14 protein-coding genes and 1 tRNA gene are annotated in these 16,466 nt (G+C 59.1%); 8 read left to right on the top strand and 7 right to left on the bottom strand.

What is annotated here, in order from left to right; translation table 11 throughout:
• Nucleotides 1–529 precede the first annotated feature (529 nt).
• Nucleotides 530–1,156: a hypothetical protein gene (locus MP439_00735; protein MCI2974595.1), complete on the top strand. Its 627-nt coding sequence runs from the start codon at nucleotides 530–532 to the stop codon at nucleotides 1,154–1,156.
• 132 nt (nucleotides 1,157–1,288) lie between these two features.
• On the opposite strand, the gene MP439_00730 is transcribed toward MP439_00735, so the two are convergent.
• Nucleotides 1,289–2,830 (bottom strand): hypothetical protein, encoded by a 1,542-nt coding sequence (locus MP439_00730; GenBank protein ID MCI2974594.1) that lies wholly within the window; start codon nucleotides 2,828–2,830, stop codon nucleotides 1,289–1,291.
• 167 nt (nucleotides 2,831–2,997) lie between these two features.
• Here MP439_00730 and MP439_00725 point away from each other — a divergent pair.
• Nucleotides 2,998–3,073: transfer RNA gene (locus tag MP439_00725), tRNA-Thr, on the top strand.
• 103 nt (nucleotides 3,074–3,176) lie between these two features.
• Nucleotides 3,177–4,850 (top strand): DUF885 domain-containing protein, encoded by a 1,674-nt coding sequence (locus tag MP439_00720; protein MCI2974593.1) that lies wholly within the window; start codon nucleotides 3,177–3,179, stop codon nucleotides 4,848–4,850.
• Between the two features lie 309 nt (nucleotides 4,851–5,159).
• On the opposite strand, the gene MP439_00715 is transcribed toward MP439_00720, so the two are convergent.
• From MP439_00715 to MP439_00705, 3 genes are read right to left on the bottom strand one after another with little or no spacing between them, the layout of a single operon-like run.
• Nucleotides 5,160–7,301 (bottom strand): UvrD-helicase domain-containing protein, encoded by a 2,142-nt coding sequence (locus MP439_00715; protein ID MCI2974592.1) that lies wholly within the window; start codon nucleotides 7,299–7,301, stop codon nucleotides 5,160–5,162.
• 4 nt (nucleotides 7,302–7,305) lie between these two features.
• A complete protein-coding gene (guaA, locus tag MP439_00710) occupies nucleotides 7,306–8,853 on the bottom strand; it encodes a glutamine-hydrolyzing GMP synthase (GenBank protein MCI2974591.1) in 1,548 nt (515 codons plus the stop codon).
• Nucleotides 8,853–10,016 carry a GuaB3 family IMP dehydrogenase-related protein gene (locus MP439_00705; GenBank protein ID MCI2974590.1) on the bottom strand — a complete coding sequence of 388 codons (1,164 nt, stop codon included), beginning with the start codon at nucleotides 10,014–10,016 and terminating at the stop codon, nucleotides 8,853–8,855. The genes guaA and MP439_00705 overlap by 1 nt, the downstream gene beginning before the upstream one ends.
• A 366-nt stretch (nucleotides 10,017–10,382) precedes the next feature.
• Here MP439_00705 and MP439_00700 point away from each other — a divergent pair, with 366 nt between their 5' ends.
• The 5 genes from MP439_00700 (at nucleotide 10,383) to MP439_00680 (ending at nucleotide 13,475) form a co-directional block, all read left to right on the top strand.
• Nucleotides 10,383–11,363 carry a hypothetical protein gene (locus MP439_00700; GenBank protein ID MCI2974589.1) on the top strand — a complete coding sequence of 327 codons (981 nt, stop codon included), beginning with the start codon at nucleotides 10,383–10,385 and terminating at the stop codon, nucleotides 11,361–11,363.
• Entirely contained in the window at nucleotides 11,360–11,770 is a 411-nt protein-coding gene (locus MP439_00695) for a CrcB family protein (protein ID MCI2974588.1), read from the top strand. Before MP439_00700 ends, MP439_00695 begins: the two co-directional genes overlap by 4 nt.
• A 35-nt stretch (nucleotides 11,771–11,805) precedes the next feature.
• Nucleotides 11,806–12,120: a DUF190 domain-containing protein gene (locus MP439_00690; protein ID MCI2974587.1), complete on the top strand. Its 315-nt coding sequence runs from the start codon at nucleotides 11,806–11,808 to the stop codon at nucleotides 12,118–12,120.
• Between the two features lie 4 nt (nucleotides 12,121–12,124).
• Complete coding sequence (locus MP439_00685) at nucleotides 12,125–12,487, top strand: CrcB family protein (protein ID MCI2974586.1); 363 nt, start codon at nucleotides 12,125–12,127, stop codon at nucleotides 12,485–12,487.
• Between the two features lie 133 nt (nucleotides 12,488–12,620).
• Nucleotides 12,621–13,475 carry a thioesterase family protein gene (locus MP439_00680; GenBank protein ID MCI2974585.1) on the top strand — a complete coding sequence of 285 codons (855 nt, stop codon included), beginning with the start codon at nucleotides 12,621–12,623 and terminating at the stop codon, nucleotides 13,473–13,475.
• 82 nt (nucleotides 13,476–13,557) lie between these two features.
• Here MP439_00680 and MP439_00675 read toward each other — a convergent pair whose 3' ends face one another.
• The 3 genes from MP439_00675 to groES form a co-directional block, all read right to left on the bottom strand.
• Nucleotides 13,558–14,214, bottom strand: coding sequence for a CoA pyrophosphatase (locus tag MP439_00675; GenBank protein MCI2974584.1), 657 nt, complete (start codon nucleotides 14,212–14,214; stop codon nucleotides 13,558–13,560).
• A 152-nt stretch (nucleotides 14,215–14,366) separates the two neighbouring features.
• On the bottom strand, nucleotides 14,367–16,016 hold the full coding sequence (groL, locus tag MP439_00670; GenBank protein MCI2974583.1) for a chaperonin GroEL: 1,650 nt from the start codon (nucleotides 16,014–16,016) through the stop codon (nucleotides 14,367–14,369).
• A complete protein-coding gene (groES, locus tag MP439_00665; GenBank protein ID MCI2974582.1) occupies nucleotides 16,016–16,309 on the bottom strand; it encodes a co-chaperone GroES in 294 nt (97 codons plus the stop codon). Before groES ends, groL begins: the two co-directional genes overlap by 1 nt.
• Between the last annotated feature and the right edge of the window lie 157 nt (nucleotides 16,310–16,466).

Raw genomic sequence — 16,466 nt, 5'->3', positions numbered from 1 at the left:
ACATGGGCCTGTCGTTGTAGGTCTGCTTGTTGATCCTTCGATGACACCCGCGCATAGGTGACCGTTTTGCGGTCTGGTTGACCAACTGGTCGGAACCCCATCGTCTGGATCTTGGTAAGGTCGTACCGTCAATGACCACCAGGGGTCATTTCAGTGGGTTGTACCAGCCAATCGCGATCCCACCGCCTGAGCGTCTACATGGACACACCAAGGGGGCTTGCGCGGTCTCGCTCATGGTTAACATGTTCCCCATTATGGTGGCACTTTACCACATATGGTGGAGAATCAGCGTACTGTAACGCGCCTATGCGCGGACGACTCACACAATGACGCGACCGCAACCTGACTCCTGCGCAGTCGTTATCTCCTGGCCGAGTTGGAACTGGTCAAGTCGAAGCTGTGCAAGTTCGGTCCTGGCAGATTTCAAATATTTCACTCTAGGTGTAACGCTCCGCCCGGGTTGCACGCTTGTAATGACAGTACGCGCGACACGTATGGGCGCCCAATGAGTTCTAGAAAGGGAAACGACATGCTAGTCAGCCTCGTCTCGGGCAAAAGTATTATCGCTGGAATCATTGCCATCACCGGTGGCATCGGGACAACCGTCATGATTCACGATCACACAGCGGCCAAGCCAGCGAAATTCACGGCGGTCACCCACCCCACTAGTACCCGCTCCGCACCAGGCCGATCCAATAGCGGTCGATCCTCGGATGGTCGATCCACGAGCCAATCAGTCAACGACAGCACCACGGTGAAGCCGGTGCCCGCTCGTTCTACACCCATTCCAGCCGTCGGCCAGTCGACGACCACCACAAAGGCGACGACGCCTGCTTCGGTGAACCATGGGATCCTCTCGGGCGCTAGCTTGCATGGCCTTTGTATTGCCTATCGCGCCCATCTCATGATGAGCACCGGAGCAATGCCGGCCATCGAACACCGTCTTGCACAATCGAACGCCTTCGTTGAGCTAGCAGAGTATGCAACCTCGCAGGGTGAGACCGTCCCGATTCTTTGCGCCACTCAGGGAGGGGTACCAATGACGCGCATGCCTGCTGGTCAAAGCGGCATTCGCACCACCCAGCAGCCCACCGCGTCGAGCGGCAGCACTTCCTTCTCAGCATCGACATCGTCGGTGTTGGGCAACCGACCTTAACCCACCCATGCAATCCAACGGGTAGGCAGTCGCACGTACAACTTGCGTGTTGACTGTCTATCTGTTGGCAATCCAACCAGTCGCCGTTGCTCGTCCTCCGAAAGGCAAGCCATCAAGCAACTGCCAGCGGAGCTAAGGGCGCAACCAAGGCGGTCGTTCGATTCGCACTTGGACGTTGCGATCCCCAGGACCGCCTTCGGGGTGGTGATGCGGCGCAAGGGTACGTGCTGGTGTATTCGCTGCCAAGAGGCGATGCCACAGGGCCAGGCTCATAGGGTCAAGGTGGTCCAGCCGAGGAGTCCCAACTCCGTCGACGTTGATCATCGTCGAGGTGATCCAGATCGCCTCGTTGTCGACGGTGATCTCGATTGACCTCGCCTCACATGGCCAATCCATCAACGCCGAGGTGGTCACCTCACACAGTTCGCGGTCATATCCCTGGTGAAGTCGAACGCGGTTCTCATGGGTATGTCCGTTGATGAACGCGACAACGTTGGGGAATCGCAACAGCGTGGCGAGCACCCAATCACCCAGATAATAATCGGGCCGGATCCCTGCACGACGGTTGGTCAACGTAGCCAACGGGTGGTGCGCGGCGACCACGATGATGCGATCGTCACCAGGGCCGGTCGCCATAGAACCGTCGTCATCGAGGTATCGACGCGAGTAGCGCTTGAGTACCTCAAGCAACCAGTTCGCCTGGCCAACATCGATGGCTCCCTCTGCACCACCCCAGTGGAAGGCGGTATCGAGACCGATCAGCACCACCTCTTCATTGAGCTCTGTAACGTAATAAAGCCGATCCTCATCGCCCAGACCATGCCCCTTGGGTGTACCACCCGCGCGTCGAATCGCGTTGGCCAGGGCCCTCCGGTCGACGAAATGGCGAGCCATATCGGGCGCTACCGAACGGGTTGGCCCACCGGTCAACAGCGCTGTTGGCGTCTCAATACCGCTTCGCTCAGGGTCACCGGGCATAATGGCTGGTGGACCAACTTGTTTCGCATCCCCAGCGACGATCGCCTGTGTGGCCTCATCGGTAACGCCAATCCCCTGAACAAGCAGTTCGTGATTGCCGTTGGTGACATACCAATCACAAGCTAATCCCGGCGACACGATCGGACCAAAGGCGGCGTCCAGCATGCCCTCGATCGTCGGGAACCCCCAAAGTCGTTTGTAGTCGTCGTTGCCCGGCTCGGGGTGCCAATAGATGGCGTCCCCGAAGCCGTGAGCTGAGACCAACGCCATCGACGCGTCACCAGAACGTAGATCTACCACACCACCACCGATCGCGGCCATCACATTGTCGAGTTCGTTGTGTTGGGCATTGTCAATGGCGTCACCGGTCACGATCGCGCACACCCGCTCTTGACCCTCGACAAGCTGGTTGAACTGACCGATCATGGCCACGAGTGCGTGTGCTACCAAGAACTCTTGGGCACGATACGCGGGAATCAACTCTGTGAATCCATCGACGCCGAAAAATGCGTTGACCCACTCGTACCGTGCAGGCGATTTCACGTCGGCAAGCTGAATATCACTCAGGTGCAGAATGTGTAGCAACCTTCTACCGCGCGGTTGCCGACAAAGCTCCTCCTCGGCTTGAAGGTCATAAAAGCCTCCCATCAAGCCGGTGGCTATCTCGTTACGTCCGACGAAACGAATCGAATCCATCTACCGCCATCCTCTCTCGCCCCGCTCCAGTCCTAGCCACAACAGGTCCACGATAAGCTCCCAAGTTGTCACACAGGCAACCGCCAGGTTAACAATCGATCGAGAAGAAGGTCGTCCCGACAACGCCTGAGAGGCCCGAGGGAACTTATAGGCTCTAGTTCAGATCAGCCGGTGTGGCGCAGCTGGTAGCGCAGGCGATTTGTAATCGTCAGGTCGTCGGTTCGAGCCCGACCACCGGCTCCAAGTTGGGACAGGTTCGCTAATTTTTAACCCGAGTGGCCATCGCAACCCGGACCCTCCATTGCCTGGACTCCACTACGCTAGTCCTATTGCCAAGGAGGTTCTCGTGGCGTTGTCGATCAACGAGCTCGCGTCGAATTATCTTGCCCAGTTGACCAAGCTTGACCCGGTTCTTGCTACGCAACTTGGGACGCCCGATGATCCCGCGGCGCTGCCGGATTTCTCGCCGGATGGCATCAACGCCGTTGCCGACCTCAACCGCACGACGTTGGCAGCGGTGCGTGGAACCGAGGCCGCCGAGGATGAGGTAATTGGCAAGGAGCTGATGATGGAGCGACTCGCCACCAAGCTCGCCCTCTTTGATGCCGACGAATGGATGGAAGAGATCAACGTCATCCACTCACCACAGCACCAGATCAAACAGGCCATCGATCTTATGCCACGCAACAGCGATGAGGACTGGGAGACAATCGCAGCGCGCCTCACAAGAGTTCCGGCGGCACTCGAAGGCTACAAGCAAACCTTGCGCCACGGCCTTGCCCACCGTAGGATCGCCCCCCAGCGTCAGGCTCTCGAAGCCGCCCGTCTTGCCAGACAGACTGGAACCCAGGGAGGTCCATCCTACTTTGAGGAGTTACTGGCCGCCTGGCGTCGCGATCATCCCAAGAGCCAATCCGGTCTTGAGGTGGCCTGCCAGGCAGCGAGCGTCGCCTATCTCGATCTGGCAGACTTCCTCGAGCAGGAGTATCTTCCCAAGACCCAAAACACCGATGGCGTCGGTACAGATCGATGGCGACGATACTGCCAACTCTTCAACGGAGCAACCTTTGATCCTGGTGAATCCTATCAATGGGGCTTCGAGGAGCTGCGACGGATTCGCAACGAGATGGAGGTCGAAGCCGACAAGATTCTCCCTGCTGCTGGTCTTAGGGCCACCATCGCCCACCTCGACACCGAACCATCCATGGTGATCCGAGGGGCCGATGCCTTCCATCTGTGGAACCAGCAGGTGCTCGACGGATCGGTGGCGGCACTCAATGGAGTCCACTTCGACATCCCTCAAGAGATCGTCTACGTCGAGGCCATGTTGGCTCCTCCAGGAGGTGCAGCCGCGATGTATTACACCCCTCCCTCGGCCGATCTTTCTCGGCCAGGGAGAACCTGGTATCCGACCCAAGGCCGCACGGAGTTCCCGCTGTGGCATGAGCTGACGACCGTCTTCCATGAAGGAGTCCCTGGGCATCATCTCCAGATCGGCTACACCACCTGGCTTGGCGACCGGCTCAACGCGTTCCAACGCACCCTGGGCGGCAACTCCGGTCACATCGAGGGATGGGCGCTCTACGCCGAGCAGCTCATGGATGAACTTGGGTTCTTTGAAGAACCCGCGTACCGCCTCGGCATGCTCGCATCACAGGCATTCCGGGCGGCAAGAGTGGTGATTGACATTGGACTCCATAACGGCTTCGACGTCCCCGACAACACAATCCCTGAGGCCCCTAGCCGCTGGACACGCGAATCGTCGGTCGACTTCCTACAAGCTATGGCGGGGCTGGATCGCGGATTCGCCATCTCCGAGATCGATCGCTATCTCGGTTGGCCGGCGCAGGCCACCAGCTACAAGCTTGGGCAACGCGCATGGCTCACCATTCGCGAGCAGGTACGACACAAGGAAGGCTCGTCCTTTAAACTCAAGCGCTTCCACCACCGTGCGCTCTCGTTGGGCTTCGTCGGCCTTGACCAGCTCGCAAAGGCCCTTGTGTCCACCGAGGAATACTAGCGTTCCAAGGGGCCCGTTGGACCCCCACACCCGTAGAGGACTTACGTGCGCTGGTGAGACGCCTGACACGCTTATCGACGATAGTGACAGGAACCCAGACACCGAATCGCCACGTAATCGATCATCGCAAGGTCGCTGCGATGGGAAGGCCAACCGAGGCAGGACACCCTTTGGGACTGAACGGCCCACAATCAACCACAGAACCCAACGAGACAAGTCGTTTGCGCCCACATGGCGGGGCATAACCATGGCCGAACCACATCGCCGCTGTCGCGACTCGCGCTAGCTACAGCACGGCATGACGTGTGCCTACACGAGTTTAAGCTTGGCCATCGAACCAAAAAAGACACGTTCACCCGCGGCATCAAAATACACCACCACTTCACGGTCGACGGACCGCTCGCGAATTGCGCGCACCTCACCCTCGCCATAGCGCGCATGAAAGACCCGGTCGCCAACTCGGTAAGGAGGAGGCTCGGGAACGCTGGGCTGAGCACGACGAGCCGGTGTTGGCGCACCAGCACTCGCATCCTGTAGTTTCACGAATACTCCCTCAGGAAGTTCTGCGACAAACCGGCTCTCCGGATTATAGTTAACCTTTCCCTGAAAGCTCCTGTGTCGAGCCGAGGAGAGGAAGAGCCGCATCTTGGCACGCGTGACGGCCACATAGAGCAACCGACGCTCCTCTTCGATTTGCGAGGGTGTCGTGAGCGATCGCATGTGAGGGAAGATCCCGTCTTCGAGCCCGACCACGAACACCGCTGGGAACTCAAGGCCCTTGGCCATGTGCACCGTCATGAGCGTCATGCTCGACTGATCGAGTTCGGCGTCGATGGCGCTAAAGAGTGCCGTCTGTTCGAGGAACGCCTCAAGGGAGTCGGCCTCACTAGCCACACGACGCAGTTCCGCAAGATTTTCGAGACGGCCCTCAGCCGTCAATGGATCATCCTCGTTGATCATCTCCAGGTACTCGGTATCGAGGATCACCTGATCCAAAATGGCAGGAGCCTGGGCCTGTTCGATCACCAGGCTTCGGAGTCGCCTAATGAGCTCGGTGAAGTGCAAAAGCGCCTTGGCCGCCCTAGGAGATAGACCGAGTTCTTCGGCTGAGAACAGCTCCAAGGCGTGCATCATCGAGACGTTCCGGGCTCTAGCAGCCATCTGCAGCTGCTCCTGGGTGCCTGCCCCAATCCCTCGATGCGGGGTATTGATGATGCGGGCAAGAGCAACATCATCATCTGGATTCACAAGAATACGCAGGTAGGCCAAGATATCACGGATTTCCCGTCGATCATAGAATCGGACACCACCGACGACGCGATAGGGAATGCCCGCCTTGGACAGCTCCTCCTCAAGCACACGACTCTGGGCATTGGTTCGGTAGATCACCGCCACATCTCGCAAGCTATAACCCTCAGCGAGCAATGAGAACAGCTGAGTCACGACAAACTCGGCCTCGCCTCGATCGTCGTCGGCACGAAAGTACACTGGCAACGCACCTTGGCCGAGTTCAGACCACAATGTCTTGTCGTGGCGAAAGGCGTTCTGCGTGATCAGGGTGTTGGCAAGCTCGAGGATCCCGTTGGTGGAGCGATAGTTCTGCTCGAGGGCGATCGTCTGTGCTGACGGGAGGCGTTCTGAGAACCCAATGATGTTGCTGAGGTCCGCACCGCGAAAACCGTAGATCGACTGGTCGGAGTCGCCGACGACGAAGATGTTGTTCTCCGGCTCGGCCAAGAGCCCAATCAGTTCGTTCTGGGCACGATTCGTGTCTTGATACTCGTCGACCAGGAGATAGCGCAGCCGCCGCTGGTAGTACTCGCGCACCCCAGGGTTGTCGCGCAGGCCAAAGACCACCGAGTTGACAAGATTGTCGAAATCGACGGCGTTGTTGGCGATCAGGGCCGACTCGTAGGCTTCGTAGACGGTAGCCACCAGCCGATCGTAGGCACCATGAACCTCGATGGCCATCTCCTGTGGCGTCTTGAGATCGGCCTTGGCGCTGGAGATGCGCGCCAGCACTGCACGAGCAGGGAAGCGTTTGGTGTCGAACTCAAGCGAACGGATGGTTCGCTCGATGAGACGCCGGGAATCGTCGGCATCATAGATTGTAAAACCTGATCGCAGCCTCCCGAGTTCAGGATGAAAACGCAGGATTCGACTGCAGGCCGAATGGAAGGTGGAGATCCACAACGACTGTGATTCCTCTGGGCCAACAAGGTCGTGAACACGCTCTACCATCTCTCGGGCGGCCTTGTTCGTGAAGGTGATGGCCAGGATTTCGTTCGGTGAAATACCCTGATCGAGCAGGTATGCGATCCTACGCGTCAGCACCCGGGTCTTACCGGAGCCAGCACCAGCGACCACAAGAACCGGACCATCCATGGTCGAGACCGCCTCTATCTGGCGCTCGTTAAGACCCTCCAAGATCTGTGGACCAGAGGTTGGCACCCGCTCACTCCCATTCAATCGTTCCTGGTGGCTTCGAGGTGATGTCGTAGACGACACGATTGACGCCATCAACCTCACCGACAATGCGGTGGGCAATCACATCGAGCACTTCGTGGGGCATACGTGCCCAATCGGCCGTCATCGCATCATCGGATTCAACGCAACGAACGATGATCGGCGCGTCGTAGGTGCGCTCGTCACCAGAGACCCCAACACTTCGGAGCGAGGGGGCAAGAACCGCGAAGTATTGCCACAGCGAGCGGGCAAGGCCCGCACGCACGACCTCTTCACGTACAATCCGGTCAGCGTGGCGCACTCGAGCGACGGCTTCTTCGGTAACCTCCCCGACGATGCGCACGGCGAGCCCAGGGCCTGGGAATGGCTGACGCCACACCACATCCTCCGGGACACCCAGCTCAACACCGATCGCTCGCACCTCGTCCTTGAAGAGAAAACGGAGTGGCTCGACAAGTGCGAAGGACATATCCTCCGGCAGCCCTCCAACATTGTGATGGCTCTTGATCAGCGCCGCGGAACCACTACCCGACTCGATGACGTCCGGATACAGCGTTCCCTGCACGAGGAACCCACCGGCGTCGATTTCGCGAGCGGCCTCTTCAAAGGTCCGGATGAAAAGGTTGCCGATCGTCTTGCGTTTGGTCTCGGGATCGAGGACGCCCTCGAGTGAAGAGAGAAACTGCTTGGCCGCATCCACGACCACCAGCTTGATATGAAACTGGGACGAGAACAGCGCGACCACCTGGTCACTTTCTCCCTCACGCAACAATCCGGTATCCACAAAGACACACGTCAGCTGGCCACCAACCGCCTCATGGGTCAAAATGGCAGCCACGGTGGAGTCGACACCACCAGAGAGTGCGCACAGGACGTTGTGATCGCCTACCTGTGCCCGAATCTGAGCGATCGACTCCTCAATGATCGAGAAGTTCGTCCATTTCGGCTCGAGCCCCGCGGCTCGGAACAAAAAGTTGTGCAGTACCTCCCGACCATACTCACCATGAGAGACCTCGGGGTGGAACTGGACCCCAAAACGGTTGTTGACAACGTCCTCAAAGCTCGCAACCACCGACTGCTCGGTCGTCGAGGTGACGACCGCACCGCTTGGTGGCGCCATAATCGTATCCTGGTGACTCATCCAGGAGGCAAACGCCGCTGGCAGGTCCGCCAACAGGTCTCCGTCTCCCGAGGACCGGATGATCGTCGTTCGACCATATTCACCGGCGTTCGTGCGTTCAACGTGTCCCCCAAGGGTACGCGCCATCAGCTGAGCCCCATAACAAATACCCAAAATCGGCAACCCCATCGCAAAGATCGCCGGATCGATCGTAGGGGCCCCCTCGACATAGACCGACTTTGGTCCGCCAGAGAGGATGATGGCCCGCGCACCTCGACGGCGAAGCTCGTCGGCGGTGACGGTGTACCCTACGATTTCAGAATAGACGTGGAGTTCGCGAACACGCCGGGCGATCAGCTGCGCATACTGCGCACCAAAATCGATCACGATGACCGGAGCTTCGCGCGAACTCTGCACTAGTGACCCATGCCAACATGCTGGGCTTGTTGGAGCGCCTTGCCCTCGGTTTGCAGTGCCGGAGCCACCATGACCTCGGCCTTCTGAAACTCCTTGATGGTCTCATACCCGCAGGTCGCCATCGACGTACGCAGTGCACCAAAGAGGTTCATACGACCGTCATTCTCGTGAGCTGGGCCAACGAGAATCTCCTTAAGCGACCCTCGCGTCTCGGTACGCACCCTCGTGCCACGAGGCAACGTTGGGTGAAAGGTAGCCATCCCCCAATGGAAGCCACGGCCCGGAGCCTCATAGGCCGCCGCGAGTGGTGAGCCCATCATGACGGCATCAGCTCCAACGGCGATCGCCTTGGACACATCACCTCCTTTGGACATGCCGCCATCGGCGATGACATGGACATAGACGCCAGTCTCATCCAAGTGACGCATTCTGGCTGCTGCCGCATCGGCGATAGCCGTCGCTTGGGGAACGCCAAGACCCAACACCGCACGGGTGGTGCAGGCATTACCTGGGCCAACACCCACGAGCACGCCTACGGCACCGGTACGCATGAGATGCAACGCCGCCTGGTAGGAGGCGCAACCACCGACGATCACAGGGATTTCGAGTTCACGGATGAACTTCTTCAGGTTGAGCGGTTCGTCGGACTTGGAGACATGTTCGGCCGAGACAACGGTTCCCTGAATGACCAGAATATCCAGCTCGCCAGCGAGAATCGCCTTCAACAACGGCTGCGTTCGCTGCGGCGTTACCGATGCCGCCACCACGACACCAGCAGCCTTGATTTGTCGAATCCGCTCTGTTACCAACGACTCCTTTACCGGCTCCTGATAGACCTCTTGCATCCGGGCCGTTGCCTTTTCGGCTGGCAGCGAGGCGATCTCAGAGAAGATAGGGTCGGGATCTTCGTATCGGGTCCAGAGCCCTTCTAGATTGAGGACTCCCAATCCACCAAGGCGACCGATCTCGATCGCCGTGGTCGGCGACACCACGCCGTCCATGGCAGAGGCCAGGAACGGTAGTTCGAACCGAAATGCATCGATTTCCCAAGAGATATCGACATCCTCGGGATCCCGGGTCCTGCGAGATGGCACGATCGCGATATCATCAAAGCCGTAGGCTCGTCGACCAGACTTACCAATTCCAATTTCGATCTCAGCCACAATTTCCTCCTATCGACCGACGAATATCAACCAAGCAATCGCCACCGACCAAGCGATGTGTGCGATGCACTGCCCACTCGCCACCGTACCGCAAATGTCACCGACAGCCCTGTCATCGCAAGTTGCGGGCCCTGCGGTCTACCGATGGTTGCTCTTGCACCCATCGTAACCCGCGACAAGCCCGATACCACGACAAATATTGAACGGACAAGAGATAACAAGCAACCATAGGCGACTGCCATGCCAACACTTCGACACAACAGTCACCAGCGACCCGATCAGCACACTCATCACCCGGACTCGCACCCGAAGCTCAAAGGTTAGAATCACTAAGTCTAGTAGCCCCAGCATCTATGGAGGATCCACGTGCCGACCCATCGCAGACGATTTGTTCTGGGGCCGCTCGTGATGGCGACAACCATCTTGCTGGCGGCCTGTGGCGCCACCACTAGCACCACGAGCCCGCCAGCGACGAAAGACCAAACCACCTCATCGCTGCATCCAGTGTCACTCAATGGCGTTGCCATCAAAGCCTTGGTCTCAGCACCGTTGGAATCCACTGTTCGCAATGACATTGCTAGCCTCACGCAAACGTATCCCCACCTACGGATCACGATCGTCCCCCAAACCCCCATTGGGATGGATCCGGCGAGCCTCACCGATCAGGTCAACCTTCGACTCTTCTCGGTCAACCCCGGTCAAACACTGCTTGCACAGCTCGGCGGCGTCGAGCGCATACCCATTGGCACAAGCACCCTCTATGTCGCTGCCGACCTAGGCAAACTTGCGCCGGTGACGCTCACCAGTGCCATACTCATCGGCATTCTCGAGGGCTCCATCACCAACTGGGACAACACGCTGATCGCGATGGCCAACCCGCACATCACCTTTCCCAATCTCCCTATCACAGTGAACCCGCTACCAGCATCAGGTCAGCGCGCTGCCATCATCGATCATGAGCTCTCGGTGCCGCCTTCCAACTTTGGCGCAACGACGACCCCTCATTGCACCACAACCCCAGGCTGCGTCAGCTTCACCCTGAGCCCCCCATCCAGTCCGCTGGCTATCGAAGGCTCCAGTGGTCAGTCGAGCCTGCCCACGAGTAGCGTGTACCCACTCGTGACTAACGAACTCGCCGTTGTCACCATCGATCCTGCTCACCCTCGGCGGGAAGCAGCTGCGGTGCGCATTGTGGAGCTGCTCGTTGCGAACGCAAACCTTCCCTCAGCCACCCGCACGAGCGAACTCGTCAAACTCCGCTCGCTGATAACGCAGCTGACCATCGAGCACTACACCAATGATCCCGTGAGCGGTCATTCTGGGGGCACGGCGAGTGGCGCCTCATGAGGTCACTCCTCATTCGATTCCCGCCTATCGCAATCGGCGGCGCCCTCGGGGCGCTCCTGCGCTACTGGCTGGAGCTGCACCTCGGCAGCACCGTCGGCTTTCCCATGGGAATCTTTGTGGCCAACATCGTCGGTACTTTCATCATTGGCATCACCCTCACCCTCTTGCCGATCATCACACCTCGATCTGGGCCGACACTGCGCCTCCTCATCGCGACCGGCTTCTGTGGCGGCCTCACGACCCTGTCAACGCTGGCGGTGTCGCTCGCTCAGGCGATCGTCCAGCGAGGTTTTGACTCCGCACTTTGGTACGCAAGTGCTACCATTGGGGCAGGCGTAGCGGCTGCATTTGCTGGTCGATTCTTGAGTCGCACCTGGTATCGCATGCGCCAATCCCCGGCCAACTAGCCACCGGGAAACGGGAGAACGGGAGAAAGCGCGCAATGGAGAACGAAATTTTGGTGATCTTTGTAAACGAGTCTGACCGCATTCATCATCACCCAGCCGTCGACTACATCATCCGTGAGGCGTTGACGGCCAATCTCGCTGGTGCCTCAGCCTTTCGGGCAATCGAAGGCTTCGGGATCCATCACCATCTGCACCGTGAAACGCTCCTCTCCATGACCGACGACGAGGGCGTGGCAGTCACCGTCGTCGACACCCCTGCCAAGCTCGATGCCTTTGTCGCTTCGCTCGTCGATGCAGGCGTTAAGGGCAACACCCTCCGGATCCCGGCGACGATGGGAACTCTCAGCTAGAGAAATGGACTGGCTACTCGTCGCAATTTTTGGCGCACTCGGCGCCATCACCCGGTACGTGCTTGATCGAGGGATCATGCGTCGGCTCAACGTTGACTTCCCGGTTGGCACCCTGGCCATCAACCTCAGTGGCGCGCTGGCCCTTGGCATCGTCGTCGGGTTGGCGACGCGTAACGTCTTGCCAACGGCTGCTGTCGTTGCCATCGGTGACGGTTTCATCGGCGCCTACACCACCTTTTCCACCCTCACCTTCGAATCACTCGCCCTCGTCTCGGAGGGCTCCATCACCTGGGGGGCGGCGAATATGATCGGGACAATCTTCGCGGCGACGACCCTCGCCTACCTCGGCATCCACATCGTCCAGTAGACCCACCCAGCTGATAGCGTCCGACACCATGAGTCCATTGAGAACAAACGGACTCGCGTCCGGTGACTGAGATCACCATCGACGTAGCCTGCCGCAGCTAGACTGATCAGCTACGCAAGCAGAGGAGACCTTGATGCCACCAGATCATGATGGAGCACCTGGGCACGCCGGCACCTCAGGACATGCCGGGGTCGAGCAAACAAGCGCTGAGAGCTACTTTTACCAGCTTGACGAGCACCGCTTTCGGCCACTACGACCCAGCCAAGGACCATGGAGTCCCGAAGCTTGCCATGGTGGCCCACCGTCGGCGCTGGCCATCCACGAGATCGAGGGGCATCAGCCAGATAGGCACCGACGACTTGCCCAGGTGCACATCGACTTCTACGGCGAAGTGCCACTCGCCCCGCTGACGTTTACCACCACGACACTTCGCAATGGCCGACGTATTCAGCTCATCGAGACGGTTGGACGCACTGACGATCACCGAGCCGTCATCGCCGCTAGAGGCTGGCGTCTTGCGGTTGAACCAGACCGCAACCCCCACGTCGAGGGACCACTCGCCATCCCAGATTACGAGTCCGGTCACCCCGACGATGCTATGGCCTCGTTCCCCTATGGCGCATCCATCAACTGGTCCTTCCTCGAAGGCCACTTTGCCAAACCTGGGCCGGCCACCGTCTGGGCACATCCAGGGCTCAACCTGCTCAACAAGACCCCACTCACGCCGGTCGAGGCAGCGTTGTTAGTCGCCGACTCGGCCAATGGCATCAGCTCTGAACTGGACTTCGCAGACTTCGTGTTCATCCCAACGGTGATCGAGGTCGTCTTTCGATCCAGACCGACAACGACCGAGATCGGCCTCTCCGCCAGGACCACGATTGACCGCGAGGGGGTTGGGGTGACGCGTGGCACGCTCTTTGACCGAGATCACGCCTATGGTTATCTCCTCCAGACGCTCTACGTGGAGCCTCGAAACCCTGCCTCATAGCAGGGCCCGTCATCGACAAGAAGGCGCGCAAATGAGACAGTCCCTGAAAGGACCAACGCCAGCTGCTTGGGCCTCATCAGACTCACTCCAAGACGGCCAATAGGTCAACCAACAGACGTGCCGAGGCACCCCAAACGAGGTCGGGGCTACGCACAAAGAAGTGAAAGAGCCCCCACCCGGTGCCATCGCTATACCACAGTTCACTGAAGTAATCCTTGGACCCCACAATGGCTAAGGGAAGCTCGACAACGGCCTCAACCTCGTCCTCATTGAGGTGCAAATCCGGTCGGGCGTCCACGTGACCTACGACACCGGAAAAACTGCGTCCACTCCCCCGCACCGCGCCCGACCCTAGTAGCCCCAGCAACTTGACGTCCGAAGAGTCGATCCCCACCTCCTCATAGGTCTCACGAAGCGCGGCCTCGGCAAGCGTCTCTCCTGCCTCCACCGCACCGCCTGGGAAGGATACCTCGTGGGGATGGTGGCGCAATGAGGGGGCGCGCCGAGTCATGAGCACCGTGGGTGCCCCATGCATATCGGGGTAGAGCAACAGCAACACCGCGGCCGGGTTCCTCGCGATGTGGCCCGAAAGCGGCGCCAATCGGTCGCCAAGTGTTCGAATGACTTCATGGTGGGATCCGATTGTAACCCGCTCCCGATCAAAGGCAACCGGTACGCGACGCGCAACCATGGGCAGCCGTTGGAGATAGCTCCCCAGGTCTCGAAGCTCCTGTGTCATTGACGGACCAGCTTTCTGGTCATCGGGCCCCAAGTGACGGGGGTCCAGCAATCATGGATCGTTACCACCACACAACGAACGCTGGCGGGTGTGATAACACACCCGCCAGCGTAGCACCTTACTTCACCGAAGAAGGACAACAGAAATGATGGCTACATCATCCCGCCCATGCCGCCCATGCCACCCATGCCAGCGGCGGCCGCTGCAGCTGCGCCGGCATCCTTAGGCTCGGGCTTATCAGCGACAAGGGCCTCAGTTGTCAACAACAACGCGGCGATGGAGGCTGCATTCTGCAGGGCAGAACGCGTGACCTTCGCAGGATCGATCACTCCAGCCTTGACCAGATCCTCGTAGACCCCGGTCCGGGCATTGAGTCCGACATTACCGGTCTCGCGCTCCACCGTCTGGACGGCGACAGGGCCCTCAAGGCCAGCGTTAAACGCGATCCACTTCAGTGGCTCCTCAAGTGCCTTGGCAATCAGCCGAGCACCCGTGGCCTCATCACCCTCCAACTTGTTTGCCACCTCGACGACCGAGGCGCGCGCACGTAGGAGCGCAGTGCCACCACCAGCAACAATGCCTTCTTCGATCGCAGCACGAGTTGCTGACAAAGCATCCTCTATGCGGTGCTTCTTCTCCTTGAGTTCGACCTCGGTTGCAGCACCGACCTTGACGACGGCGACGCCACCAGCCAACTTGGCGAGGCGCTCCTGCAACTTCTCCCGATCCCAGTCGGAATCGGTATCGTCGATCTCACGCCGAATCTGGGCGATTCGACCTTCAACTTCAGCCTTGTCACCGGAGCCGCCAATGATCTTGGTGGCATCCTTGGTCACCTCAACACGACGGGCTTCACCAAGAAGATCCAGCGTCGCATTTTCGAGCTTGAGGCCAACCTCTTCAGCGATGACTTGACCGCCGGTGAGCACTGCCATGTCTTGGAGCATCGCCTTGCGGCGCTCACCAAAACCAGGAGCCTTCACGGCAACGGAGGTAAAGGTACCACGGATCTTGTTGACGACCAACGTGGCCAGTGCCTCACCCTCGAGATCTTCTGCAATGATCAGCAGCTGACGGCCACTTTGCATCACCTTCTCGAGCAGCGGCAAGAGCTGCTGGATCGACGAGATCTTTGAGGAGTAGTAGACGATGTAGGGGTTCTCAAGGATCGCCTCTTGACGATCTGGATTGGTGACAAAGTATGGGGAAAGGTAGCCCTTGTCAAACTGCATACCCTCGGTGAACTCGAGCTCGAGACCGAAGGTGTTGGACTCCTCAACCGTCACCGTTCCATCCTTGCCGACCCGACTAATCGCCTCGGCCAAGACCTCGCCGACCGCCTGATCGGCTGCGGAGATGGCTGCTACTTGAGTGAAGTCACTCTGGCCCTCGATGGGCTTGGCCTGAGCAGAGATGGCCGCAACAGCCGCACTAACGCCCTGTTCGATACCACGCTTGAGCGCCATCGGGTTGGCCCCGGCGGCCACGTTACGCAGTCCCTCGCGGATCATCGCTTGGGCCAACACGGTGGCCGTCGTCGTTCCGTCACCGGCGACATCGTTGGTCTTGGTTGCTACTTCTTTGACAAGCTGGGCACCCATATTTTCATAGGGGTCCTCGAGCTCGATCTCGCGTGCGATCGAAACTCCATCGTTGGTGATGGTAGGGGCACCAAAGGACTTGGCGAGCACGACATTGCGCCCCTTTGGCCCAAGCGTTACCTTGACGGCGTCAGCCAACTTGTTGACACCGGCCTCCAGTGAGCGGCGAGCGCTCTCGTCAAACTGCAACATCTTCGGCATTACTTCACCACCTTTGCGAGTACGTCACGACCATTGAGGATGAGGAGATCCTCACCATCGACCGTGATCTCGGTTCCTCCGTACTTCGAGTAGACAACGGTGTCGCCTACCTTGATATCAAGCGCGATAATCTCACCAGTGGACTCTGCCCGCTTGCCTGGGCCAACAGCGAGGACCTGACCCTGCTGTGGCTTCTCTTTGGCGGTGTCAGGAATCACCAGGCCAGATGCTGTCCTCTCTTCGGACTCTGCTGGACGGACCACGATCCGATCCTCTAGGGGATGGAGATTCATGCTGTTTTGCCTCCTTGTTCGAGCTAACATGCCACTAATTGGCCAACTAGCACTCTAGCACCTCGAGTGCTAATTCCCATCCACACGGCCCGGTTTTCTCTCCGAACGCACCAGATCAGGTCCACACACCTCCCAAGTAACTCGACCACCCTGGCCA

This window comes from Ferrimicrobium sp., from assembly GCA_022690815.1.
In the GTDB taxonomy this organism is placed as follows: domain Bacteria; phylum Actinomycetota; class Acidimicrobiia; order Acidimicrobiales; family Acidimicrobiaceae; genus Ferrimicrobium.
This window is presented reverse-complemented; position numbering and strand designations above follow the sequence as displayed.